Annotated in this window: 23 protein-coding genes; 2 read left to right on the top strand and 21 right to left on the bottom strand. The window is 51.8% G+C overall.

Annotated elements, in window-relative coordinates:
• Positions 1–3: 3 nt before the first annotated feature.
• Positions 4–291, bottom strand: coding sequence for an accessory factor UbiK family protein (locus tag ACODRW_RS00735; protein ID WP_107800595.1), 288 nt, complete (start codon positions 289–291; stop codon positions 4–6).
• 325 nt (positions 292–616) lie between these two features.
• On the opposite strand from ACODRW_RS00735, the gene glnK reads away from it, so the two are divergent.
• Together glnK and ACODRW_RS00725 are read left to right on the top strand one after the other, a co-directional pair.
• Positions 617–955: a P-II family nitrogen regulator gene (gene glnK / locus ACODRW_RS00730; RefSeq protein WP_043591378.1), complete on the top strand. Its 339-nt coding sequence runs from the start codon at positions 617–619 to the stop codon at positions 953–955.
• A 29-nt stretch (positions 956–984) separates the two neighbouring features.
• Positions 985–2,298: an ammonium transporter gene (locus tag ACODRW_RS00725; RefSeq protein WP_107800596.1), complete on the top strand. Its 1,314-nt coding sequence runs from the start codon at positions 985–987 to the stop codon at positions 2,296–2,298.
• Between the two features lie 121 nt (positions 2,299–2,419).
• Here the strand turns inward: ACODRW_RS00725 and ACODRW_RS00720 are convergent, their stop codons facing one another.
• From ACODRW_RS00720 to gmd, 20 genes are all read right to left on the bottom strand, one after another.
• Positions 2,420–2,863 (bottom strand): ClpXP protease specificity-enhancing factor, encoded by a 444-nt coding sequence (locus tag ACODRW_RS00720; protein ID WP_227104953.1) that lies wholly within the window; start codon positions 2,861–2,863, stop codon positions 2,420–2,422.
• Positions 2,864–2,872: 9 nt separating this feature from the next.
• Positions 2,873–3,475, bottom strand: coding sequence for a glutathione S-transferase N-terminal domain-containing protein (locus tag ACODRW_RS00715; RefSeq protein WP_039756141.1), 603 nt, complete (start codon positions 3,473–3,475; stop codon positions 2,873–2,875).
• 150 nt (positions 3,476–3,625) lie between these two features.
• A complete protein-coding gene (locus ACODRW_RS00710; RefSeq protein ID WP_107800598.1) occupies positions 3,626–4,390 on the bottom strand; it encodes a cytochrome c1 in 765 nt (254 codons plus the stop codon).
• A 16-nt stretch (positions 4,391–4,406) separates the two neighbouring features.
• The gene (locus tag ACODRW_RS00705; protein ID WP_107800599.1) at positions 4,407–5,744 is read right to left on the bottom strand and encodes a cytochrome b; all 1,338 of its coding nucleotides are present in this window, start codon (positions 5,742–5,744) and stop codon (positions 4,407–4,409) included.
• 14 nt (positions 5,745–5,758) lie between these two features.
• Positions 5,759–6,343, bottom strand: coding sequence for a ubiquinol-cytochrome c reductase iron-sulfur subunit (gene petA / locus ACODRW_RS00700; RefSeq protein WP_107800600.1), 585 nt, complete (start codon positions 6,341–6,343; stop codon positions 5,759–5,761).
• Between the two features lie 114 nt (positions 6,344–6,457).
• On the bottom strand, positions 6,458–7,204 hold the full coding sequence (locus ACODRW_RS00695) for a Nif3-like dinuclear metal center hexameric protein (protein ID WP_488904959.1): 747 nt from the start codon (positions 7,202–7,204) through the stop codon (positions 6,458–6,460).
• A gap of 120 nt (positions 7,205–7,324) precedes the next feature.
• Positions 7,325–8,965: a chaperonin GroEL gene (gene groL / locus ACODRW_RS00690; RefSeq protein ID WP_048414165.1), complete on the bottom strand. Its 1,641-nt coding sequence runs from the start codon at positions 8,963–8,965 to the stop codon at positions 7,325–7,327.
• A 50-nt stretch (positions 8,966–9,015) separates the two neighbouring features.
• Positions 9,016–9,303, bottom strand: coding sequence for a co-chaperone GroES (locus ACODRW_RS00685; RefSeq protein WP_235086449.1), 288 nt, complete (start codon positions 9,301–9,303; stop codon positions 9,016–9,018).
• A 671-nt stretch (positions 9,304–9,974) separates the two neighbouring features.
• Positions 9,975–11,078 carry an MraY family glycosyltransferase gene (locus ACODRW_RS00680; protein ID WP_235086447.1) on the bottom strand — a complete coding sequence of 368 codons (1,104 nt, stop codon included), beginning with the start codon at positions 11,076–11,078 and terminating at the stop codon, positions 9,975–9,977.
• Between the two features lie 251 nt (positions 11,079–11,329).
• Complete coding sequence (locus ACODRW_RS00675) at positions 11,330–12,520, bottom strand: glycosyltransferase family 4 protein (protein WP_488904958.1); 1,191 nt, start codon at positions 12,518–12,520, stop codon at positions 11,330–11,332.
• Between the two features lie 10 nt (positions 12,521–12,530).
• On the bottom strand, positions 12,531–13,661 hold the full coding sequence (gene wecB / locus ACODRW_RS00670; protein WP_488904957.1) for a non-hydrolyzing UDP-N-acetylglucosamine 2-epimerase: 1,131 nt from the start codon (positions 13,659–13,661) through the stop codon (positions 12,531–12,533).
• Between the two features lie 2 nt (positions 13,662–13,663).
• Entirely contained in the window at positions 13,664–14,707 is a 1,044-nt protein-coding gene (locus tag ACODRW_RS00665; protein WP_488904956.1) for a polysaccharide biosynthesis protein, read from the bottom strand.
• A gap of 31 nt (positions 14,708–14,738) precedes the next feature.
• Positions 14,739–15,587 (bottom strand): dTDP-4-dehydrorhamnose reductase family protein, encoded by an 849-nt coding sequence (locus ACODRW_RS00660; protein ID WP_235086437.1) that lies wholly within the window; start codon positions 15,585–15,587, stop codon positions 14,739–14,741.
• 70 nt (positions 15,588–15,657) lie between these two features.
• Complete coding sequence (locus ACODRW_RS00655) at positions 15,658–16,779, bottom strand: glycosyltransferase family 4 protein (RefSeq protein ID WP_488904955.1); 1,122 nt, start codon at positions 16,777–16,779, stop codon at positions 15,658–15,660.
• Entirely contained in the window at positions 16,776–17,867 is a 1,092-nt protein-coding gene (locus tag ACODRW_RS00650) for a glycosyltransferase (protein ID WP_488904954.1), read from the bottom strand. Before ACODRW_RS00650 ends, ACODRW_RS00655 begins: the two co-directional genes overlap by 4 nt.
• Positions 17,867–19,288, bottom strand: coding sequence for a hypothetical protein (locus ACODRW_RS00645; protein ID WP_488904953.1), 1,422 nt, complete (start codon positions 19,286–19,288; stop codon positions 17,867–17,869). Before ACODRW_RS00645 ends, ACODRW_RS00650 begins: the two co-directional genes overlap by 1 nt.
• A gap of 36 nt (positions 19,289–19,324) precedes the next feature.
• The gene (gene asnB / locus ACODRW_RS00640) at positions 19,325–21,259 is read right to left on the bottom strand and encodes an asparagine synthase (glutamine-hydrolyzing) (RefSeq protein ID WP_488904952.1); all 1,935 of its coding nucleotides are present in this window, start codon (positions 21,257–21,259) and stop codon (positions 19,325–19,327) included.
• A 21-nt stretch (positions 21,260–21,280) separates the two neighbouring features.
• On the bottom strand, positions 21,281–22,327 hold the full coding sequence (locus tag ACODRW_RS00635) for a glycosyltransferase family protein (protein WP_488904951.1): 1,047 nt from the start codon (positions 22,325–22,327) through the stop codon (positions 21,281–21,283).
• Complete coding sequence (locus ACODRW_RS00630) at positions 22,324–23,688, bottom strand: oligosaccharide flippase family protein (RefSeq protein ID WP_488904950.1); 1,365 nt, start codon at positions 23,686–23,688, stop codon at positions 22,324–22,326. The genes ACODRW_RS00635 and ACODRW_RS00630 overlap by 4 nt, the downstream gene beginning before the upstream one ends.
• The gene (gene gmd / locus ACODRW_RS00625) at positions 23,685–24,824 is read right to left on the bottom strand and encodes a GDP-mannose 4,6-dehydratase (RefSeq protein WP_235086424.1); all 1,140 of its coding nucleotides are present in this window, start codon (positions 24,822–24,824) and stop codon (positions 23,685–23,687) included. Before gmd ends, ACODRW_RS00630 begins: the two co-directional genes overlap by 4 nt.
• Between the last annotated feature and the right edge of the window lie 7 nt (positions 24,825–24,831).

Genomic DNA, 24,831 nt, shown 5'->3' with positions numbered 1-24,831 from the left:
TCGCTAGGAGTGGCCGAGCTCTGATTGCGCTTCCACCGCGGCCTGCGTTTCCTCCGGGAACACCTGCGCCTCCAGGCGCGCCAGCTTCAGCTCCAGCTGCGCCAGCTTCTCCCGGGTGCGCACCAGCACCTCCTGCTGCACGTCGAACTCCTCGCGCGTCACCAGATCCATCTTGCTAAAGGTGGAAGCCATCATCGCTTTGACGTTTTTCTCGATGTCCTTGGCCGGGCTGGCGGCGATGGTTTCGCTGATCTTGTTGCCGATTTCCTCAAACAGCTTTTGGCTCAACATGACGCGGCTCCTTATGAGTAAGTGATAACAGTGCAGAGTGTAGCAAAAAGCCAAGTCCGCCACCCGCCGGCGCGCACCCGGCCTAGAGCGATCCGGCCAGGCCCCTCCCCTGACGCCGCAGCGCTTGCGGCACCAAATCAGTGCGGCCCGCCACGACCCCATGCACCGGGAAAGTGCCAAAACGGTCAGTACAGGCCTTTTTTGCGTTGCAACATGATCTTAGGGTTTTCTTTTGCGCCAATCAGGCCTGGCACGATTCATGCGTATCGACGCTACAGCAGCGCTCATCTCAAGCCACCGGATCATCAGACCCTAAGGAGCAGTCATGAAACTCGTTTCCGCCATCATCAAGCCCTTCAAGCTGGATGAAGTCCGCGAAGCCTTGTCCGCCATCGGCGTGCAAGGGGTCACGGTTACCGAAGTCAAAGGCTTCGGCCGTCAAAAAGGACACACCGAACTCTATCGCGGCGCCGAATACGTGGTGGACTTCCTGCCCAAGGTCAAGCTGGAGATCGCCATAGACGACGCTTTGCTGGATCAGGTGGTGGAAGCCATCGAAAAGTCCGCCCGCACCGGCAAGATCGGCGACGGCAAGATCTTCGTCTACGACCTGGAACAAGTGGTGCGCATCCGCACCGGCGAAACCGGCGCCGACGCGGTCTGAACCGCGATAGAGACACAGGGGAAACGACAATGAAAAAACTGCTCGCAACCATTCAGCTCGCCGGCTTGAGCCTGGCGGCTCCGCTGGCCTTGGCCGCCGCGCCGGCGGGTCCGGCGATTGCCGACGCCAAGAGCATCAGCGCCGGCGACACCGCCTGGATGCTGATCTCCACCGCCCTGGTGCTGTTCATGACCATTCCCGGCCTGGCGCTGTTCTATGGCGGCATGGTGCGCAAAAAGAACGTGCTGGCGACGCTGATGCAAAGCTTCGCCATCACCGCGCTGATCACGGTGCTGTGGGCGGTCATCGGCTACAGCCTGGCCTTCACCGTCGGCAGCCCCTATCTGGGCGATTTGAGCCGCGTGATGCTGGACGGCATGGTTTACCTGAAAGAGGCCGGCAAACTGGCCGTGCACCCGCTGGCCGGCACCATTCCTGAATCAGTGTTCATGACCTTCCAGATGACCTTCGCCATCATCACTCCGGCGCTGATCACCGGGGCCTTCGCCGAGCGGATGAAGTTTTCCGCCATGCTGGTCTTCATGGCCCTGTGGTCCTTGCTGGTCTACGTGCCGGTGGCTCACTGGGTCTGGGCGCCGGGCGGCTGGATGGCGGACAAGGGCGTGCTGGACTTCGCCGGCGGCACCGTCGTGCACATCAACGCCGGTATCGCCGGCCTGGTGACCGCCTTGGTGCTGGGCAAGCGCGTCGGCTTCGGCAAGGAAGCGATGCCGCCGCATAACCTGGTGCTGACCCTGGTGGGCGCGTCCATGTTGTGGGTGGGCTGGTTCGGCTTCAACGCCGGCTCCGCCGCCGCGGCGGACGGCCGCGCCGGCATGGCGATGGTCACCACTCAGCTCGCCACCGCCGCCGCCGCGCTGGCCTGGATGTTCGCCGAATGGCTCACCAAGAAGAAGCCTTCGGTGCTGGGCATTGCCTCGGGCGCGGTCGCCGGCTTGGTCGCCATCACGCCCGCCGCCGGCTTCGTGGACGTCAAGGGCGCGCTGATCATCGGCCTGGCGGCCGGCGTGGTGTGCTTCTGGGGCGCCACCGGGCTCAAGCACATGCTGGGTTATGACGACTCCCTGGACGCCTTCGGCGTGCATGGCATCGGCGGCATCCTGGGCGCGCTGCTCACCGGCGTCTTCGCCGTCAAGGAAATCGGCGGCGCGGAAGGCAGCCTGGCCGCGCAAGCGCTCGGCGTCGGCGTCACCGCGGCTTATTGCGCCGTCGTCACCTTCATCTTGCTGAAGCTGATCGATATCGCGATCGGACTGCGCGTCGCGGAAGACGAAGAGCGCGAAGGGCTGGACGTGATCCTGCACGGGGAACGCGTCGAATAAATCCGGATTTTCTTGTTGTGGTAAGGGACTTGGGGCGCCGCTGGCGCCCTTTTTTTTTGGAAAGCCGCCCATGAAAAAGCCGGCCCTGACGGACCGGCTTTCGCTTGCGGAGTTGAAACCGCTATTTAACGATGCGCAGGCTGGGGCGGCCCGTCGGCTTGGCCGGCGCATCCGGCTCGGACGGCGCTTCCGCCGGCTTGGCCTCCTCGTCGGCCGCCACCGGTTTCAGCGTCGGCGCGGGCGCTTCCGCCTCGCCCAGCTCCACCTCGAATCCCATGCCTTCGCCGGTTTCCCGGGCAAAAATCGACATCACATTGCCTATCGGCACCCAGATGTCGCGGGACACGCCGCCGAAGCGGGCGGAAAACGACAACCAGTCATTGTCGATACGCAGATTCTTGGTGGCCGACAGACCGATATTCAGCACGATCTCGTTGTTTTTCACGTACTCGCGCGGCACATCGGCACGCTCGTTGACCCATACCACCACATAGGGCGTGAAGCCGTTGTCGCCGCACCACTCGTGCAGCGCTCGGATCATGTAGGGCTTGGTGCTGGAGCTCATTGGCAATCCTTATTTGCGCATGGCCTTTTCGGACGGCGTCAGCGAGTCGATGAAGGACTGGCGCTGGAAAATACGCTCGGCGTACTTGAGGATAGGCGCGGAGTTTTTGCCCAGATCGATATTGTAATGCTCCAGACGCCACATCAAGGGCGCGATCGCCACGTCGATCATGGAGAAATCGTCGCCCAACATGAACTTCTGCTTGGCGAAAATCGGCGCGATCGTGGTCAGGCCGTCGCGAATGGCTTCGCGAGCCTTGTTCGCTTCCTTGCCGGTGGCGCCCGCTTCCAGCGCCTTCACATGGATGAAGAGCTCGTTTTCAAACCGGTAGAGGAACAAACGGGCGCGCGCGCGCATTACCGGGTCAGCCGGCATCAGCTGCGGGTGCGGGAAGCGCTCGTCGATGTACTCGTTGATGATATTGGATTCGTGCAGGATCAAATCGCGCTCGACCAATACCGGCACCTCATTGTAGGGGTTCATCACCGCCAGATCTTCCGGCTTGTTATGGATGTCCACATCAATGATTTCGAAATCCATTCCCTTTTCAAAAAGCACGATGCGGCAACGCTGGCTGAACGGGCAGGTAATTCCGGAGTAAAGAGTCATCATGGCAGGAGGAAATCCTTAACTAACAATGGGTTGATTCAGCTGGGCATTCTAGCACTTTCCATCCACTAATTTCCAGCGCCGCATCATAAGCCAATGATTAAAAAGAAAAAAGGCGGATTTCTCCGCCTTGATCAAATCAAGCAACCGGGCTTAATGCACGTCGCGCCAGTACTCTTTCTTCAGGAAATACGCCAGCGGCAACAGCAACAGCGACAGGAACATCAACACAACATAACCAATCTGCTGACGCTTCACCTGAGCAGGTTCGCCCACATAGACCAGGAAATTGGTCAGGTCCGCCATCCGCTTGTCGAACTCCACGGTATTGGCTTTGCCGTTCTCCAGCTTGGTCAGGGTGCCGGCCTTGATCAGCTCCAGCTTGTGCTCTTCGTGGCCTTCCGCGTTCTTCTCGGTCTTCAGCACCTGCTCGCCTTGCCATTCCCAGAAGATGTGCGGCATGCCCACCTTGTCGAACACCGCGTTGTTCCAGCCAGTCGGCCGGCTCGGATCCCGGTAGAAACCACGCAGATAACCATACAGGTAATCTGCGCCGCGGGAACGCGCGATCAGCGACAAGTCCGGCGGCGTGGCGCCGAACCAGGCTTGAGCGTCCTTCTTGTTCATCGCGATATTCATCGGATCGCCGATTTTGGCGCCCACCGGCAGCAGGTTCGCCTTGATCTGCTCTTCGGTCAGGCCGATATCGGTCAGGCGGTTGTAACGCATCGCGCTGGCCGAATGGCAGGACAAGCAGTAGTTGGTGAAGATCTGCGCGCCGCGTTGCAGGCTTTCCGTATCTTGAATATTGATCGGCGCCTTGGGCAGCTTGGGGCCTTCGCCGGAAGCCAGGGCCGTAGCGCTGAACGGCAGCGCCAGCGCCATGGCCGCGATCAGGTGGCGGATTTTGCTTTTCATGAGTCCTCTCCCCTTTTTACACGTTCATGGCGAATACGGCGGCGGCCACCACGGTCACCACCACCAGCACCGCAAACCGGATCTGACGCTTGGCGTTGGTATCCGTCACCCGCGTCGGCACCGGGATACTGCCTACATCGTTCTTGGTGTAGAACGGCATGCCCAGGAAGAAGACGAAGTAGACGAACGAGAGCACCTGCGCGATCACGGTGCGGGCATTGGTGGACGGCAAAGCGCCCAGAATGCCAAGACCGATGAAGGACACGATGAACAGGACCAGCATGAACTTGAACTTGGGACCGCGGTAGCGGATGGATTTCACCGGCGAGCGATCCAGCCACGGCAGGAAGGCGATCAACACCACCGCCGCGCCCATCGCGATCACGCCCCACACCTGGGTGCCCAGGAAGGACGGGATGGCGCGCAAGATGGCGTAGAACGGCGTGAAGTACCATACCGGCGCGATATGCGGCGGGGTCTTCAGCGGGTCGGCCTGGTCGAAGTTGGGCTTCTCCAGGAAGTAACCGCCCATTTCCGGCATGAAGAAGACAATGGCCGAGAACACGATCAGGAACACCACCACGCCCAGCACATCCTTGACGGTGTAATACGGGTGGAAGGGAATGCCATCCAGGGGAATGCCCTTGTCGTCCTTCAGCTTCTTGATCTCAACGCCGTCCGGGTTGTTGGAGCCCACTTCGTGCAAGGCGATCAGGTGAGCCACCACCAGCGCCAGCAGCACCAGCGGCACCGCGATCACGTGCAGCGCGAAGAAGCGGTTCAGCGTGGCGTCGGATACCACGTAGTCGCCGCGGATCCACACCGACAGGTCCGGACCGATTACCGGGATGGAGCCGAACAGATTGACGATCACCTGCGCGCCCCAGAACGACATCTGTCCCCAAGGCAGCAGATAGCCCATGAAGGCTTCCGCCATCAGGCACAGGAAGATCAGCGTGCCGAACACCCACACCAGTTCGCGCGGTTGCTTGTAGGAACCATAGATCAGGCCGCGGAACATGTGCAGATAGACCACCACGAAGAACATCGAGGCACCGGTGGAGTGCATGTAGCGGATGATCCAGCCGCCGGCCACATCGCGCATGATGTATTCGACCGAGGCGAAGGCGACCGGAATGCCGGCGCCATTCAAGGTGCCGTCCGGCTTGTAGTTCATGGTCAGGAAGATGCCGGTGACAATCTGGATCACCAGCACCAACATGGCCAGCGAACCGAAGAAGTACCAGAAGTTGAAGTTCTTCGGCGCGTAATACTCGGTGACGTGCTCTTTGAGCATCGACGATAACGGAAAACGTTCGTCTACCCAGTTGAGCAGCTTTTGTCCTTTAGTCATGTAGCCCCCTCAGCTTATTTGTCTTCGCCAATCAGCAGGCGGGTATCGGACAGATATTTGTGCGGCGGAATTTCCAGGTTCTTCGGAGCCGGCACGCCTTTGTAGACGCGCGCGGCCAAGTCGAACTTGGAACCATGACAGGGGCAATAGAAGCCTCCCACCCAGTCCGGGCCCAGATCGGCGGGCGCGATGTCCGGACGGTGGGTCGGCGAACAGCCCAAATGCGTGCAGATGCCGACGGCGATCAGCAGCTCAGGCTTGATCGAACGGTGCTCGTTCTGGCAATACGTCGGCTGCTGATCCATTTCGGACTTGGGATCCACCAGCTTCTCGTCCAGCTTCGGCAGGTTTTTCAATTGCTCCGGCGTGCGGTTCAGCACCCATACCGGCTTGCCGCGCCACTCGACGTTGATCTTCTGGCCCGGCTCGATCTTGCCGATATCCACCTCGACGGGAGCGCCGGCGGCCTTCGCCCTCTCGGACGGGAAGAAACTCATCAGAAACGGCGTCGCCACTCCGGCCGCCGCCACACCACCAACAGCGCTGGTTGCAACCGTCAGAAAGCGACGGCGCCCCGCATCGACTTGTTGTTCACTCATTACAGTCATCCTCAAACGTGGAAACCGAGCCCAAAACTGCCTGATTTTACCCGATTCCGAGTAGGGACTTGAAGCTTCTATGCAAATAAATTGGCCGAAGCCCTGCCTAGCCGCCTAAACCGGGTTGGAAATGTCTACAAATTCAACACTTATGCCATGAAGCTGAGCCAGGCGCTCGCCCAAAGCCTTGATGCCAAAACGCTCCGTGGCGTGATGCCCCGCAGCGATGAAAGCCACATCACACTCCATTGCCATATGATGATTTTGCTCGGACGCTTCGCCGGTGATGAAGGCGTCCACGCCCAGATCGATGGCTTCGGCGAAAAAACTCTGCGCGCCGCCGGTGCACCAGGCTATGCGCGAAATCGGTTTGTCCGCCCTGCCCAACAACAAAGCCTCGCGCCCCAGACGAGCGGAAACGTGTTCACGGAAATCACTCGCACTGCCGCCTCGCCGCCACGCCCCATGCCACAGCAAACCCGGCTCACCGCCCTGCCCCTGGGCCTCCAAATCCAGCACCTTGCCCAACATCGCGTTATTGCCCAGCTCCGGATGCGCGTCCAAAGGCAGGTGGTAAGCCAGCAAGTTAAGATCATGCTCCAGCAGCGCCTTGACCCGCTGGCGCTTCATTCCGCAAATCCGGGCGTCTTCCCCCTTCCAGAAATAACCGTGGTGCACCAGTACGGCGTCCGCTCCGCGCGACGCCGCGGCATCGATCAAAGCTTGCGAAGCGGTGACGCCGGTCACCAGCTTGCGCACCGCCTGCCGCCCTTCCACCTGCAAGCCGTTAGGCGCATAGTCTTTGAAGCGCCAAGGCTCCAAAATCGTGTCCAGACTGCTCAGCAAGGCCTTCAATTCCATCACGCACTCCTTAACTTAATATATGCCCCGGCCTTATTTTGCCAGAAGCCAACGCATTTTAAGCCCGCAAAAGAAAAACCCCGCCGTAGCGGGGTTTTCAAAGCCTAAGGAGGCGTTGGCTTACATCATGCCGCCCATGCCGCCCATGCCGCCCATATCCGGCATGCCGGCCGCCGGCTTGTCTTCCGGCAATTCAGCGATCATGCAGTCGGTGGTCAGCATCAGACCAGCAACCGAAGCCGCGTGCTGCAGAGCGGAGCGGGTTACCTTGGCCGGATCCAGCACGCCCATTTCCAGCATATCGCCGTACTCGCCGCTAGCCGCGTTGTAACCGAAGTTGCCCTTGCCCTCCAGCACCTTGTTCACCACGACCGACGGCTCTTCGCCAGCGTTCTTGACGATCTGGCGCAGCGGCGCTTCGATGGCCTTCAACACGATCTTAACACCCGCGTCTTGATCGGCATTGTCGGTTTTCAGGCTGTCCAGAGTGGAGCGGGCGCGCAGCAGAGCAACGCCGCCGCCAGCCACAACGCCTTCTTCCACAGCGGCGCGGGTAGCGTGCAAGGCGTCTTCAACGCGAGCCTTTTTCTCTTTCATTTCCACTTCGGTGGCAGCGCCAACCTTGATCACCGCAACACCGCCGGCCAGCTTGGCCACGCGCTCTTGCAGTTTCTCGCGATCGTAATCGGAAGTGGCTTCTTCCATCTGCTTGCGGATCTCGCCCACGCGCGACTGGATCTCGGCCGCTTGGCCGGCGCCGTCGATGATGGTGGTGTTTTCCTTGCCCACTTCAACGCGCTTGGCTTGGCCCAGCATTTCCAGCGAAGCTTTTTCCAGGGTCAGGCCCACTTCTTCGGCAATCACGGTGCCGCCGGTCAGGAAGGCGATATCCTGCAACATGGCTTTGCGACGATCGCCAAAGCCCGGGGCTTTAACGGCTACCACTTTCAGGATGCCGCGGATGGTGTTGACCACCAGAGTGGCCAGCGCTTCGCCTTCCACGTCTTCTGCGATGATCAGCAGCGGGCGGCCGGACTTGGCCACTTGCTCCAGAACCGGCAGCAGATCGCGGATATTGGAGATTTTCTTATCGAACAGCAGGATGAAGGGATTGTCCAGAGCGGCAATCTGTTTGTCCTGGTTGTTGATGAAGTACGGGGACAGGTAGCCGCGGTCGAACTGCATGCCTTCAACCACGTCCAGTTCGTTGTTCAGGCTCTTGCCGTCTTCAACGGTGATCACGCCTTCCTTGCCCACTTTTTCCATGGCATTGGCGATGATGTCGCCGATGTCGGAATCGGAGTTGGCGGAGATGGAGCCAACCTGAGCGATTTCCTTGGTGGTGGCGCACGGCTTGGCGATCTTGGCGATCTCACCCACCAGCGAGGCAACGGCCTTGTCGATGCCGCGCTTCAGGTCCATCGGGTTCATGCCGGCGGCAACGTACTTCATGCCTTCCAACACGATGGCTTGAGCCAACACGGTAGCGGTGGTGGTGCCGTCGCCAGCCACGTCGGAAGTCTTGGAAGCGACTTCTTTCACCATCTGCGCGCCCATGTTCTCGAACTTGTCCTTCAGTTCGATTTCCTTGGCGACGGATACGCCGTCCTTGGTGATGGTCGGCGCGCCGAAGGAGCGGTCCAGCACCACGTTGCGGCCTTTCGGGCCCAGAGTCACTTTTACGGCATCAGCCAGGATGTTGACGCCAGTTACCATCTTGGCGCGAGCGGAATCACCAAACTTTACGTCTTTAGCAGCCATTCTTTAAATCTCCAGAATTCTGAGTTGGGGAAGTTCAGATGTGGGTCGGATTACTCAACGATGCCCATTACATCTTCCTCGCGCATCACGAGGACTTCATCGCCGTCAACCTTGACGGCCTGACCGGAATACTTGCCGAAGATGACTTTGTCGTTAGGCTTCAGTTCCAGCGGACGGCGCTCGCCGTTCTCCAGAATCTTGCCATTGCCGATGGCCAAAACGATGCCCATATCCGGTTTTTCTGCGGCTGCGCCCGGCAGAACGATGCCGGAAGCCGTTTTTTCTTCAGCCTCGAGGCGCTTGATAACAACACGGTCGTGCAAAGGACGAATTGCCATGGATCTCTCCTGTTACAGTGGCTGTTGAGAGTTGAAACCTGTTTGAGTTGAGGCGAGTGTTAGCACTCACCTGCTGCGAGTGCTAATGATAGGGACGAGCGGGAGGGTTTTCAAGAGCCTGCCACGCCAAATTTCAATCGCAGGTCTGGCTTGTCTGATCGGAACTTACAACTCGACACTCAGCCACTACTCGCGAAGCTCTCAGTTAGGTGAAGAAGTGGCCAATCAGGAATGTTCACCACTAAATCCAACTAGCAAGCTTGTCTTGGTCGGCAACTGCGGCAAACCACTCGGCAATCCAATGAGAAAAAGCCCAAGCCTATGACCTCAATCGCCAAGACAGAAAAACTGATGTGTACACGGTTTCAGCTAGCTAAATGCTCGAACCATCTAAATTTTCGCTTGTCGAGACCAACAACGATCAGATTGATTATCTTCATTAAGATCGCGCAACAACGTTCTGTTTAGGTACGGGGCAGCCAGGGACATATCCGTTTTTTGATAGCAGCGAACCTCAATCTACTTTATTGAGGAGGAGTGATCCCAAATAGCCAAACAGGCTTTATACGCCACATTTTCACATTGCCCCAACGAAAAGTAAAATTTCTAAAAAAATTGACACCTGTACACAACCGATTTGAAAATAAAGCATATCGAATAGCCATAAAACATCAATGCCTAACTGACTTCCGCAGCAACATCCATCCTGGAGTACGAAAACGAATAATCATTCGATATAACCGTACATAAGTGAACATGAATGCCAACACAAAACCAATCAACACCGTCGTGTTATTCCAAAACAGCATAGCCGGCACCACTGAAATAGAAGATAAGGCCCATAAATACGGGGAAGTCAAACTGTTACGCATTGTTTTATGATTGACATCTTTGGAACCCACCATCCATCGCACCAACCGCATATAGACAAGCTGATGTAGGTGCAGTGCATCGGGATACCCCACCCTTCGACCTTGCAAAAATTTCCGTCTATAGATTGAAAACAAGGTTTCAAATACGGGGTAAATCACACACAGCAACGGAAACCAAGGAGAAACTTGAGAGTGGCGAGCAACCAATAACACGGCGACCTCAGCGATCATAAAACCAACCAAATAAGCGCCACCATCTCCTGCAAACATTAACCCACGGGGGAAATTCCAAAACAAAAAACCTGCGATAGCACCTACCATAGCAAAACAGATGCCTACCAGCATAGTATCCTGTACTTTAAATGCCACATAAGCCAAAGCAAGGAAAATGAAAATTGATACAACACCAGACAATCCATTGTAGCCATCAATAATATTCACGGCGTGTGCCACTCCACCTACGGCAACCACCGTTAAAAGCAATGAAAAAATCCAAACATGTACCAAAAAAACATCGAGCAAAGGGATATCCAGGCGCTGCAAACTTGCACCAAGAATAAAATACCCTAGAGCAGCAGCAAAAAAAGTAGCCAACAATCTAGGTAGCGGACCTACTTTTTTTGTCACATCTTCAAAAATCCCAGCAGCAAAAGCAGGAAGGGCCACCAACAACAGCATCAAAATTGAGGCATCCTTCAACAACCACGCCAACACACCGCTTCCTGCCACCAACCCAGCAGCAATCGGCACTCCTCCGATACGTGGCACAGGTTGTGCGTGAAACTTTTGAACTCCGCCCAACTCATAATCAGCTGAAAAGTGTTCGTGCAAATGTGAGAAATGAATCAAACACATCCCAACAAGCAAGGATAAAAATGTAGCCGCCAATAGAATTACCAGCATTTATATACACCTTTCGATGTTTTCCAACAAAGATAGAGCAAAAACACTCTCGAACAACAAAATAAAAACGTAAAAGTACTACAAGAACACCTCAAAAATTGACCAATGCCTCTGAACCCAAAAATATCAAAACAAGCCGCCTTGCATTTTCCATTATTTTTTAGTAGATCACACGCCATGGTAAAGAGACAATCTTCGAGCAGAGAAAATAACACCTCGGAAATAACCACTTGTGAAATCACTCATAAACCTCAAGAGGCTAGTCCCGCAACAATTTGCTCCACTACCTTTTTAACTGAAAACTCACGCTCAAAAAGCCCCCGACAACGTGCGGTAAAGTCAGTGCCATCATCAATCTGAACCAATAGCTTCTCTGCACACAATTGCAACTCATCGACCTGGTTACTTTCACAGATTTGCCCTACCTGTTCACTACGAATTAAATGGGCAAGATCATTACCACGGTTGATATTTGCCAATACAGGAAGCCCGCTTTGCATATAAGTCAAAAATTTCCCAGGAATATTATGGGATTTATGGCGAGGATCCAAAGCCACAATTCCAACATTACACTGCGCATAAAGCCCTGGAATTTCATCAGGATGAATTTCTTCAAAAAACACAACATTATCTAGCTGCCTCTCCTGAGCGGCAGCACGCAACCTTCCCACCTCACTACCTCGACCAACAAATAAAAAACCGACATCTTGTCTACTGTACAGTTTATCGGCCAAGTCGAGCAAAACATCCATGCCTTGCGCCACCCCCATGTTGCCCGCATAAACAAAAATTTTCCGCCCCCTTAAACGAGTCTCGTTGATCCGTATTGAGCAAGGTACCGCAGCAGGAATATCAAGCCAGTTTTGCAATACTTCCAAACGTCGACCAGGTTGCCGTTGCCAACAATCGAAATACGCTTGATTTCCAGGAGTTTGAACACCAATAATATCGGCAACCGAATACTGATAGCGTGCCATCATATCAAAAAAAAGATAAGGCAAACCACGCCTCATCAGCCCCATATCAACAGCCCAATTAGGAAAAATATCACGGATTATCAGGTAGCCTTTACAACCATTTGAACGCTTAAGAATTTGGGCCAAAGGAGCATGGAAAATAGATGGTGCATACCACACGATGCCCTCCCAACATGCATGGGCTAAAGGGCTTTTCCGAAGCTGTAATAGCATCGAAAAGGGCATGAGCAACTCACCTAACGTACGTCGCACATAACCAACATCCTTCGTACGCGGAGCTTTTAAACGTAATACCTGCGCCCCATCAAACTCCTCCAACTGCCAAGACTCCTTCTGATCAGACGAAGGAAGAAGCACGGTCAAATTATGCCCTTGACGTACAAACTCGCGAGCCAAATCCCGGAGCTGGACTGCGCCAGAAGTCCGATGGGGTGGAAAAGTATCAGCAATCAGCACAACCTGCATTAATCGAGCCTCAGTACTTTCTCCATACCACTCGATTCACATAATCGGTGTGGCTATGAATAATGCGTACAACTTTGTCAGAGACATTTTTCATGGAATAGTCTGAAACAGATCTCAGCAATCTTTCTTCACCACGTGGCTGTAAATCAAGAATAGACAAACCTTGCATAACTCTATCAACATCCAATCCCACCATCATGACAGACCCCTCTTCAAAAGCCTCATGACGCTCTTGAGTCTCTCTCATATTTAAAGCAGGGAAGTTCAAAATTGAAGATTCCTCACTTATTGTTCCACTATCGGAAAGAACCGCACGGGCTGAAAGTTGAAGCTTATTGTAATCCGTAAAACCTAATGGCTTAAGCAATCTTACCAATTCATTAAATTTTGCCCCAACAGTAGCAAGTCTTTTTTGAGTTCTAGGGTGTGTGGATACAATTATAGGAAGCTTAAATTGCTCTGAAATTTCATTTAAAATATTTATCAACTTACACAGATTAACATCTGAATCAACATTTTCTTCACGATGGGCACTAACAACGAAAAACTCGCCAGATTTTAATCCTAGTCGTTCCAAAACATCTGAATGGTCAATTGCCTCTCGGTAGAACTCAATCACTTCAGACATTGGACTACCCGTTTTAATAATCAAGTCTGCAGGTAGACCCTCTTTAAGCAAACATTCTCGCGAAATGGTACTGTAAGTCAAATTCACATCAGAGGTATGGTCAACAATTTTCCTATTAATCTCTTCAGGGACTCGCATGTCGAAACAACGATTACCAGCCTCCATATGGAAGATTGGCACTTTTCTTCTTTTTGCCGGAATCACCGACAAGCAACTATTTGTATCACCTAAAACAAGCAATGCGTCAGGACTTTCTTCCGCAAGCACCCCATCCATTTTTGCGATGATCATGCCGATAGTTTCAGCAGAAGTTGAGCCCGCTGCATTCAAAAAAATATCGGGCTTTCTAATTTTTAAATCATCAAAAAATATTTGATTCAATTCATAATCATAGTTTTGGCCGGTGTGCACAATTGTATGATCACAAAATTCATCAAGCTTCGCCATTACCCTTGACAACCGTATAATCTCAGGGCGGGTGCCAACTACAGTCATGACTTTAAGCTTTTTCATTTTCAATCCTCAGCTTCAGCATATTCACCACGAGAAATACGTGCCATAAAATCTAGCTTCAAAAGCAGCTTTTTCATATCTTCAAAATCCAGGCGCACTGTATTGTGCGAGTTGTAATCGTCACCATGACTCGTCTGGGTCAGCAGTTGATTCCCTTGTTCAACATATTTTTCATAATTTAAGTCACGCCCATCAGCGGGAATTCTAAAATAATCCCCCATATCCTCAGCGCACGCCATTTCTTCACGCCCCAGCAGTACTTCGTACAATTTTTCACCATGCCGGGTTCCAATCACCTGCACAGGAGAATCTGACTTATTCATTATAGAAAGAACGGCATGAGCCAGTACTTCAACCGTAGCGGCAGGAGCCTTCTGTACAAAAATGTCCCCATTATGCCCATGCTCAAAAGCATAAAGGACCAAGTCCACCGCATCATTCAAAGTCATCATAAAACGGGTCATTGCTGGGTCTGTAATTGTGATGGGCTTACCAGCCCGGACCTGCTCTACAAATAATGGAATAACGGAACCTCGAGAGGCCATTACATTACCATATCTTGTACCGCAAATGACCGTCCCTGTTCCTTCAAGATTGCGACTTGTAGCCACCATCACTTTTTCCATCATCGCCTTGCTTATTCCCATGGCATTGATAGGGTAGACGGCCTTGTCGGTACTTAAACAAATAACCCGCTTTATTCCTGCCGCAATAGCCGCAATGAGTACATTCTCAGTACCGTATACGTTAGTCTGAACAGCCTGCATTGGATGAAACTCACAAGATGGAACTTGCTTAAGCGCAGCAGCATGAAACACAAAATCAACACCACGCATTGCTTGCTCAACGCTTCTAAAGTCTCTGACATCTCCTAAGTAAAATTTTATTTTGGCATTATTGTATTTTTTCCGCATGTCATCTTGTTTTTTTTCATCACGGCTAAAAATTCGAATTTCTTTTAAGTCCGATTCGAGAAAACGGCGCAATACTGCATTACCAAACGAGCCCGTTCCACCTGTAATAAGCAAGGTACGATCATTAAACATTAGCATTATCCTGATACTGAATATGATGTGATTAGCCAAAAGAGTACATACTTTGGACAAGCTCAAACCAAGGTGGAGCTTGGTAACCGGTTGCACTACGGAACCGCGACGAATCAAGTGAGCGGTCAATGATTAGTTTATCATCAGCCAAAATTTCAATATTATGATTATAAGTTTTTGCAACCAACTTCAACAAATCATGCTTTGAAATTGGACTGCTAGAAACATGATATAACCCACACAATTTTTCATTAGGCAGAACATGCTCAGCAATAATGCGTGCCAATTCACACGTTGGCAATCCAGAAAAAACTGCTCGGGTAAATCCACGAACACTTAGATTTTGATCAAGAAACCACCCGATCAATCCATGTGATGATGCTAACTCGTGCCCGATAATTGATGTTCTTAATGTGACTGCATGTGGATAATCAACCTCGCCGATAAGCTTACTTCTTCCATATAGATCCATTGCATCGGGAGCATCAGACTCTACATAATTCCCCTTTAGGCCTGTGAAAACACAATCAGTGCTCACATGAATTAACCTAGAGTCAGTCAACCCGCATAGCCTAGCAAGCCTATGGGGTAATAGTGCATTTATTGGCAAGGCTAAAAGTGGATCATTGGACTCTGCCAACTGTTTGACGAGACCAATACAATTAATTACCACATCGGGCTTAACCTTTGCAAAAACCTGACAAAGACTGTCGAAATTTTCAACATCAACCCCACCAATTACTTTATTTGACGAAGGAAGTCTATTAATAACACCGCTACTTCTCGCTGTCCCCCAGACCTGAAATAGCTTTTGTTCTGTCAAATAACGGAAAACAGCATTTCCGAGCATGCCAGTACATCCCAAGACAAGAATTTTCATTTCGCTCGAATTTTTCTTCATAATATTAATATAATATATTTATAGAAATACATACTTGGCAAGCATAACGTTAGCGTTGACCTAATTTCAGAACTTCTCTCCAAGTACTATTCGCGGTACATTTCCAATCATAATAAGTGCTACGCTCTCTTGCTGCAGCAGCCCAACTGGCCGCAGTTGCTGGCTCCAGCAACACTCTAGTCATAGCCATCGCAATACTCTCCGGACTAAATGGTGAAAAGTAGCCAATATTTTTTCCACCAAACTCAGGCATTGGATCAATATCCGATGATAGCACTGGCCGACCAGCAGCCAGCGCCTCAAGTAAAATATTAGGACAGTTCTCACAGGAGGAAGCAAATATATTTGCTTCTGCATTTTGATAAAGGGCGGGTAGTTCTTGATAATTTATCGCGCCACTCAAAATAATCCTATCAGTCAATCCAAGAGTTTTAATCATTCGACGAAGTTTCTCTGCACCAGCCCCATCTGCTTCACCAACAAGAATAAGCCGACACCGCTCGCGCAATTCTGATGCGAGCAAAGCATACCCGCTTACAACCTCTTCGTGGTGTTTGTAGCTATCCACCTTTGACACATACAACAGATACGGTTCCCCACCCGCAATCGCTGGAGAAGGAGGTACTTGCTCTCTAATGCGAAAGGCTTCTGAAATACCATGCGGAATAGTAACTGCACGAGGAACCGGGGCCAGAGCCTCAATCACCCGGCGCGCGTAATCGGAAATGAAAATAGTTAAATCCGCCTCCCTCATGCTACGTAGCATGAGATTACGCAATAGATACTGGCGAACACGCTGCAAATCCCAAGGCATACGACGCAATGCCTTGGCATCGAAAGGGGTCATATTGCGAAACATAGTTACTACACGACAACCGTTTGGCACCTTGGTAGCAACCAATCCTCCCGGACAGAACAATACATCTGCACCCGTACGCTTAAGGTACTTAGGCAGCATCCAACGCTCCCATAAAGCCCGCAGCACCGGGTTTTCTGTCGGCCAATCAGCGTGCACCCGCCGAATATTTGGATGAACAGGTAAGGCTAGCCGTCTTGGGGCAAAAACCTCTATCTGCAGAGAGTTACTCTCCGGCAAATGGTTCAATAAGTTTATCAGGTAGGTTTGCCCCCCACCTTGACGAGCCGAATAAGCGTTAATAACAATCTTCATGAGCGCGGCACCTTCAGCACAACATTATAGAGATCGATATACTGCTGAGCTGCGCGATCGATACTCAGGCCCTCAGTTAAGAAGCGAGCATTCTGAGCTCGAGCAATGGCCGCGTCTCGATTTAATACCGTATCCACTAAAGCTTGTGCAAACGTTTTGACATCTATTGTGTCCGCAAATAGCGCACTTTCTGCATCGGCAAATTCACGATGAGCCGGAATATCTGATAGAACAAGTGGGCATCCCATGGCAGCGGCTTCAATCACAACATTTGGGTGCCCTTCCATAAAACTCGCAGAAATGAACACATCGGCATGGCGCAACCACCATGAGAGAGAGTTAGTATACCCTCCCATATGTATGCGGTCGGCTAGACCCGTAGCAATAATACTTGCCTGCGTTTTCTCACGCTCAGGGCCTTCACCAAAAATTAGCGCGTGATGCTCAGGCAATCGTCGCAGTGCCATCGCGATTGCATCCACAACTACAGATATGTTTTTTTCATAACTTAGTCGACCTGCCGCTACAATTAATGGCTGCGTCCTAAGCCCAAAGTCATCTAAAGGTACATCTACCTTAGGAGGGGTAAGAGCATTATGAATCACACGCAGTTCAGCCTCATGGGAGAACATACGCCAATAGTCTAATCCTCCCATGGAATTCGCTACAATGGCCTGTGCTCTCTGTCCAATTAGTTTTCGCAAACCAATCTTCCATCCACCAGCTTCATATAATGGGCCTGAGGAACGTTCGCTTAGTACATGTGGACGCTTTCGCAAATGAGCGGCAAGCCCTCCCATCACATCCATTTGCATAAGCCATGTTTGCACAACATTTGCGTCACTTTTATTAATACAGTCAACAATGTCCATACAGATGCGGGGGTCATTGTTGTTTCGATTTGGCAGTTGAATAAGATTCACACCGCACCGCTGCACATTATCAAAATTGGGGCCTTTTTCGTGATATGCCACGGTCACCGCCCCTCCCATACGAGCTATTGCAGGAGCCAAGATGGATAGTTGACGCTCCGCACCTCCATGTCCAAAGCTATGAATCAAGTGGAGAACATGAACAGAATACCCCATTAATTTGCAACCTTGAAAAAATATACAAAAAGCACATGACTAATAGCAAAGACAACCCAAACCCTCATGGCATACCTAGGTATCTCTCGCAAATAAATAGCAGTCAGCACAAATTCAATAGAGGCAAGAAAATAAAGATGTCGCGGCCCCGTTAATACTGCAATGGGAAGAAAGATAGCGATGCCAACAACATAGCACAGTAAGCTCGCAACAATAAATCTGTGCTGCAGCGCGCTCCACCCCTCTCGGGCTCCGCCAATAAATATGCTACTATACAACGCCCACATCAATGCAGGTGTTATTAATACATAACGCACTGCACCTGTAAAAAACAATGGCAATAGATCGGATCCCGGATTCATCGGAATTCGAAGAAGAAGCACAGGAACGCTTGCTGCAACCAACAAAAAAATCCCCGCAGGCCCTCCCGATAAAGAAACAATCATCGAAGTTAGCCCATTATCTCGGACATCACCAGCGGTAGTTGGTATTGCATTCCCTATTGCTAAAGCAATAATATTTTCGCGCACAGGGGGATATAACAGCATAACTAAAATTGCAAACAACAAAAGCATGAGAAATATTTTTACTAAACGCCGAATACTGAAATTCAAAAACCGAGGGGGAGAAAGAAAAATATACGGTATTAAAGCTAAAACAATGGCTACATGCCTATAGTAAAAAAGAACAACCAAAAAAAATACACTTATAAAGATCCGCCCAGGAAACCGAGAAAGAGCAAGCAAAACATTAATAGCCATGAGAACCGCGATATGACTATCCCGATAAGCAGCTGCTCCATGAACAACCCCATCAGACAAACCTAGACTTAATAGCGCAACCAATAAAGTCATTGAACGCGAAATAGTCTCTGGAGCGACTTTTCGTAAAATACTCCACGCAAGAGGCAGCACCATCGAATCTACCGCTGCATTTATAAATGGAATTGAAATAAACTTTTCAGCACCAAGCGATTTAAATATCCACAAAACAAAGGGAAATCCAACTTGAGTGACAACTTGCTCAGGATGCAGGGGAGTTGCCGTCGGAACCCATAAGCCCTCCCAAAATATACTTAACGTAAGCGTGCCAGCACGAAACCGGTTCTCCAGTTCATTTGCCGCTGCCCACCAAAAAGTATCATCAGCCCCTCGGTCTCCTTCTCCTCCCATTAACAAAGAGTCTGACGCAAAATATGCAACCATCCCCCACCTAAGCAATAGAGCAATAAGAAACAGGAAAAATACATTTTCATTTCGAGCAACAAAAAATGCGATCAAAATGATTAGCATTGTAACTGGGGCGGCTTCTAAAAGCCCATCGAATAGAGAAACTCCGACACGGCCCATCTCATTAAACCATGTCAGTACCAGCGCCGTGCTCAACATCCACACTAACAACCAGCAGATACTCACCTGCATTCTATATGGCTTTAGCATTAAATATCCGATCGCTAATTATCGCACCACGCCATTACGCCAAGCGCAGAACATTAGTATGTTCCAAAGATAGCTACTACGATCGAATTGACCCGATAAATGCTCCAACCACAACCTACGAATTGGTTGCTCATCCAGTAGCCCGTCCTGCTGGAGATTTGATGGACTTAATAACTCCTCAGCCCACTCACGAAGCGGCCCTCTCAACCAAGCTCCTAAAGGAACGGAGAACCCCGTCTTTGGCCGCTCAATGAGTTCACGCGGCACATAACGGTAAAGTACCTGACGCAGTGCCCACTTACCAACCCCCCCTCGCACCAATGAATGCTCTGGCAAGGCAAACGCCAGTTCGACCACACGATGGTCCAACAAAGGTGCTCGCGCCTCAAGGCTCGCGTTCATTGAAGCACGATCCACCTTCACTAATAGATCATCTGGCAAATACTGCCCCACATCCCATCGACGCATAGCCTCAATCGGAGCAGCGTTTTCAATCCAATGCTTCAATTCGAACGGACGCCTACCAAGCCCAAGCACCAAATTTTCCTCCGGCTGCCACTGCGACATCAGGCGAACATACATTTCCCCCAAACTGCTCGTTACCAACAACTGGGAAAGTCGGTGCATACGCCGTCCATTAATTGACTGCCTGCGCGTAGCCGGAAGAACCGACAGCATACGATCCCATGCGGCAGCTGAAGGAATTCGCAACATTGCTGACACGGCACGACGCACCGGCAAAGGCAATCGGTTGACCTTGTTCCAAAGCTCAGAGGTCAACATGTAACGTGGGTAGCCAGCGAAAAGCTCGTCACCACCATCGCCCGATAACGATACCGTTACATGCTGCTTTGTCAGGTGGGACACTAGAGTCGTCGGAATTTGCGATGAGTCTGCGAAAGGCTCATCATAAATAAACGGGAGCCGAGGTATCAGTTCCTCTGCATCCTTGGAGGTCACATAAAGTTCGGTATGCTCCGTGCCCAGATGTCGGGCAACCTCCTTGGCAAATGGCGCTTCGTTGAACTCCGGCTGGTCGAAACCTATTGTGAAAGTCTTCACAGGTCTACTGCTATGCTTCTGCATCAATGCTACGACTGTGCTAGAGTCCACCCCCCCTGAAAGAAACGCACCCAAAGGAACATCTGCCACCATCTGTAAACGGACTGACTCGCTCAAACGCGCATCCACAAGATCTATCAGTGTCGCATCATCGGAGTGAGCAAGCTCCCTCGACAAGTCCTCATGCCCCCCTCCCCCCACGCACCAGAATGAACGTGGTATAAGAGTAGCATCCACAGGCCGGCGCAGTTCCAGCATATGTCCGGGAGGCAGCTTATGAATACCTTTCCAGATTGACCTAGGCGCAGGTAGGTAGGCAAAACGAAGAAATTCGCTCAGCGCCTCCCTATCAACTTCAAGCCGGCCTCCTGCTACTGCCGTCAAGGACTTGAGTTCTGAGCCAAACAGCACACGCCCTCCCACTTCACCGTAGTAAAGCGGCTTCTCCCCCATTCGATCGCGAGCCAAAGTCAGGACACGATCACGCCGATCCCATAGAGAGATGGCGAACATCCCGACTGCGCGCTGCAAGGTCAGCTCTACCCCCCAGGCCTCTATGCAGGCCAGCAACACTTCGGTATCGCTATGCCCACGCCACACAGGGGCTCTGCCGGCGCTCTCCAGCTCATCACGCAACTCGGTGAAATTGTAGATCTCACCGTTATAAGACAAGATCCAGCGCCCACTAGCCGACGACATCGGTTGGTGGCCCTGTGCAGATAAATCGATGATTGACAGCCGTCGCTGGCCTAAGCCAATGCCAGCCTCATCATCAGTCCAAGCGCCCCAGTCATCAGGTCCCCGATGGGTGATAGGGTCGGTCATACGCTTGAGCTCAGGCCCCAGCGCCGCCGAATTCTGCCAGGTGGCAATTCCTGCGATTCCGCACATTATAATCGTCCAGTCGAAAAGTCAGTTGAGGGCCGGCGACAGAATATCCCGCAACTGATGTAGCCTTGTTCCCGCTCGATGCTCAGCCATTGCTCGGCGGTAGCCTGCACGCGCGAGCATCTCGCGCTCGGCCGAGTACGTCAGCAATCGGTCCAATTTGGTAATAAGGTCATCAGCATCGTCATAACTCTCAACCTCACGCCCAACATCGTAGAAATGCCCCAAATACTCGCCGCCATCGCTCAGCTGGGCCACTCCATTGGCCGGCAAATCAAACAATCGATAGCTCCCTACAGTGAACTTGCCACGCAAATGGGCGTTCACACCAAGTTTTGCCCGACGGTACAGTGGCACATAATCTTCGAAACGGATAGGCGTGACCCACATTGGAGTACGGTACTTCAAATTGAAGTAAACATTTTTCTTGGTCGATGCCAAACCGTGCACCTGGAAACGTCTTCCAAATGCCCGACGAATGGCAGCCAAGAATGGCATTTTGTCTAAGTAAAGCGCACCTACGAAGATAATGTCGATATCCCGAGGGCAGGCCATTACCTGCTCTTCAGACTCCTGCGGACGGCAGAACTGATCAAAGACCATCAGCGGCCAGAAATCGTGGCGTTTTGCTCCGCAATAGCTCAATTTCTCTGGCATCGTCAAGTCACGACTATACGCCGGACTGTGATACAACACATGATCGTACGCATGGATATATGCGAAGTCTCGATCATAGGCCGTCGCAGGACCATCCGTTGTCCGGATAACCTTGTAGGTGTCGAGCTTAAGTAGAAACTCGGGGTGGTAAGGATGGCAGTTGTCAACCAACAACACATCCGTGCGCTCTTTGGCCATCAATGCTTTTAACGCGTCATACATGGCAGCAAGGCCAGGATGCCCCTGATAATAGAGATTATCTAACTGCTGCGCCCGCAAATACATTGCCGGATTAAGGAATTTTCCGTGGTTAAAAGGGATAAAGGTGATCTCCGTATTACTTGCCGCACGAATCTCACGCTCCCAATACGCCGCTTCAAATCCAGTCTTATTGTAGGAATACAGAATTTTCACGAAACCACCTTGTCAACAGGAAGCTGCTCTCGTCCGCCAATGCCCACCAAAAAGGTTGCAACACAGCCAAACGAATAGGCAATAAGATAAGCCAGCCCAGCACCAGCTAGACCCCATTGGGGTAACGCAAGAGCAGCCAGTCCCAGATACATGAGATCACGCGGTCCCACGATCAGCAGCAGCGAACGCCACATTCGTCCAGAGGACTGAACTAATTGATAAGCCGTTACGCCAGCCACTTCTGGAATAACAGCTAGCAACAACAACAACAGCAAGGAGCGCCCCTCCACAAAACCAGGTCCATAGAGCCCTAAAACCCAGTTGGACAGTGCAGCCATTACGGCCACAACCACAGTGGTAAAACCCACGCCAACGAAGAGATTGGCACGAAAGACCCTCCAATACTCTTTGCCCTCCCCCTGCCCCTTCAAGCGGCTCAGCACTGATGCCGTCACCGTATTGAGAAGTACAGGCAGCTGCAGTAAAAGTTGTCGGAGTTGGTGTGCCACGGAAAATACGCCGACCCAAGCCATGCCACCTGGCTGACGCGCCACTAAGGCCGTGACGCCCCATAAGCAGGGCAAGGTCACCAAGCTGGCAAGCCCCGCGGGCAATGCAAAACGCCAAATTAGATCCCAGTCATCCCTCTCGATCCGCTTTGCTTTTTTAATCGCATGCCCATGACACGTTACTCGCAGAGCACCACGAAACGCCCACCAGCGGGCTGCTGACGAAAGAGTGAATGCGATGACGGCCCCCTCCAGCCCAAACTTCCAAGCCCCTACTGCAGACAAAATGCAATGCAATAAGCCGACCATGGCTCCTGCGCGGCTAATCACCCGAAAGGCTCCAAAACCCTGCAGAGCACCTTGCAAGTAGACTGTCTGCACATGAAACAACACACCAACCGAGGCCCACCGCAATGCAGATTCAACATCAGGATTATCCAAGATATGACGAGCTACAAATGGGGCTAAAGCCCATAACATTGCCGTTGAAATGAAGCCAGTGACAGAAGTAAATACCGCACACATACGCAACACTCGAGATACCCGTTCGGGGTGAGCATGTAAAAACTCACCCACAAACTTGGTGCCAATGATTCCCACGCCCCCTTGAGTAACCCCAACAACCGTCATCACGGTGGCAGTCGCCAACGCATAGGCCCCAAATACTTGCAGCCCCAACATGCGCGCAAGTATTAACCCCGTCAGCATGACAGAGCCTTGAAGTGAGACAGCAGAGACCAGGCTCCAGAGGAAGCCTGAAGCAAGTCTTACGCGAAACGCACCAAATACGTTGAACAGCGCATGCAGGAAGTCATGCGGTGCGCGAGGCCGACCTCGATCGACCTTCATCATTCGTGGTGGTTGTAAATTTTGAAGCCCGCATCCTTCACCAAGGAATCACGACGAGCAGACTCGTAGTCCGCGTCTACCATCTCGTTTACCAATTCTTCGAAGGTAGTACGAGGCGTCCATCCCAGTTTCTCACGGGCCTTGGTCGGGTCTCCCAGAAGTGTCTCAACTTCAGTTGGGCGATAGTAGCGCGGGTCTATTTTGACAATAACATCCCCTCGTTGGCAGGAAGCCAACGCCTTGCCTTCAACCTCTTCGACACGAGCCACTCGACCGACCTCGCAGTCGCCTTCTCCAGAGAACTCAACCGAAATCCCCAAACGCAGAGCGGCCCTACGGATGAACTCCCGCACGCTGTACTGCACTCCGGTGGCTATTACATAATCCTCGGGTTGCTGTTGCTGCAACATCAGCCATTGCATCTCAACATAGTCCCGAGCATGCCCCCAGTCCCGTAGTGCGCTCAAATTCCCCATAAACATGCTGTCCTGCAATCCCAGAGCAATGCGCGCCAACGCTCGAGTGATCTTGCGCGTTACAAACGTCTCACCACGCACCGGACTTTCATGATTGAAGAGGATGCCGTTACACCCATACATCCCATAGGCTTCTCTATAGTTTACGGTAATCCAATAGGCATAAAGCTTTGCCACTGCATAGGGGCTACGTGGATAAAAAGGCGTAGTTTCCTTCTGCGGAGTCTCCTGCACCAGTCCATACAACTCAGAAGTACTAGCCTGATAAAAACGCGTGGTCTTCTCCAGTCCTACAATACGAATCGCCTCGAGAAGGCGCAATGCACCCAAACCATCCGCGTTAGCGGTGTATTCCGGCTCCTGAAAACTAACAGCCACGTGGCTTTGAGCAGCTAGATTGTAGATTTCGTCCGGCTGCACTTTCTGCACCGTGCGAATCAAGGCAGTAGAATCCGTCATCTCACCGAAATGCAGGATAAAGCGAGGATCATCTGCATGAGGGTCCTGATATAGATGATCAATTCTATCCGTATTGAACAGCGACGTACGGCGCTTGATACCATGAACCTCATAACCCTTGTCTAACAGAAACTGTGCGAGGTAGGCACCATCCTGTCCGGTAATACCAGTGATCAGAGCCTTCTTTCGGGCATTGGTTGACATAAAAAAG

The organism is Chromobacterium sp. FG89, assembly GCF_057808735.1.
Note: the sequence above shows the minus strand (reverse complement) of the source record. Positions and strands in the feature narration are given on the sequence as shown.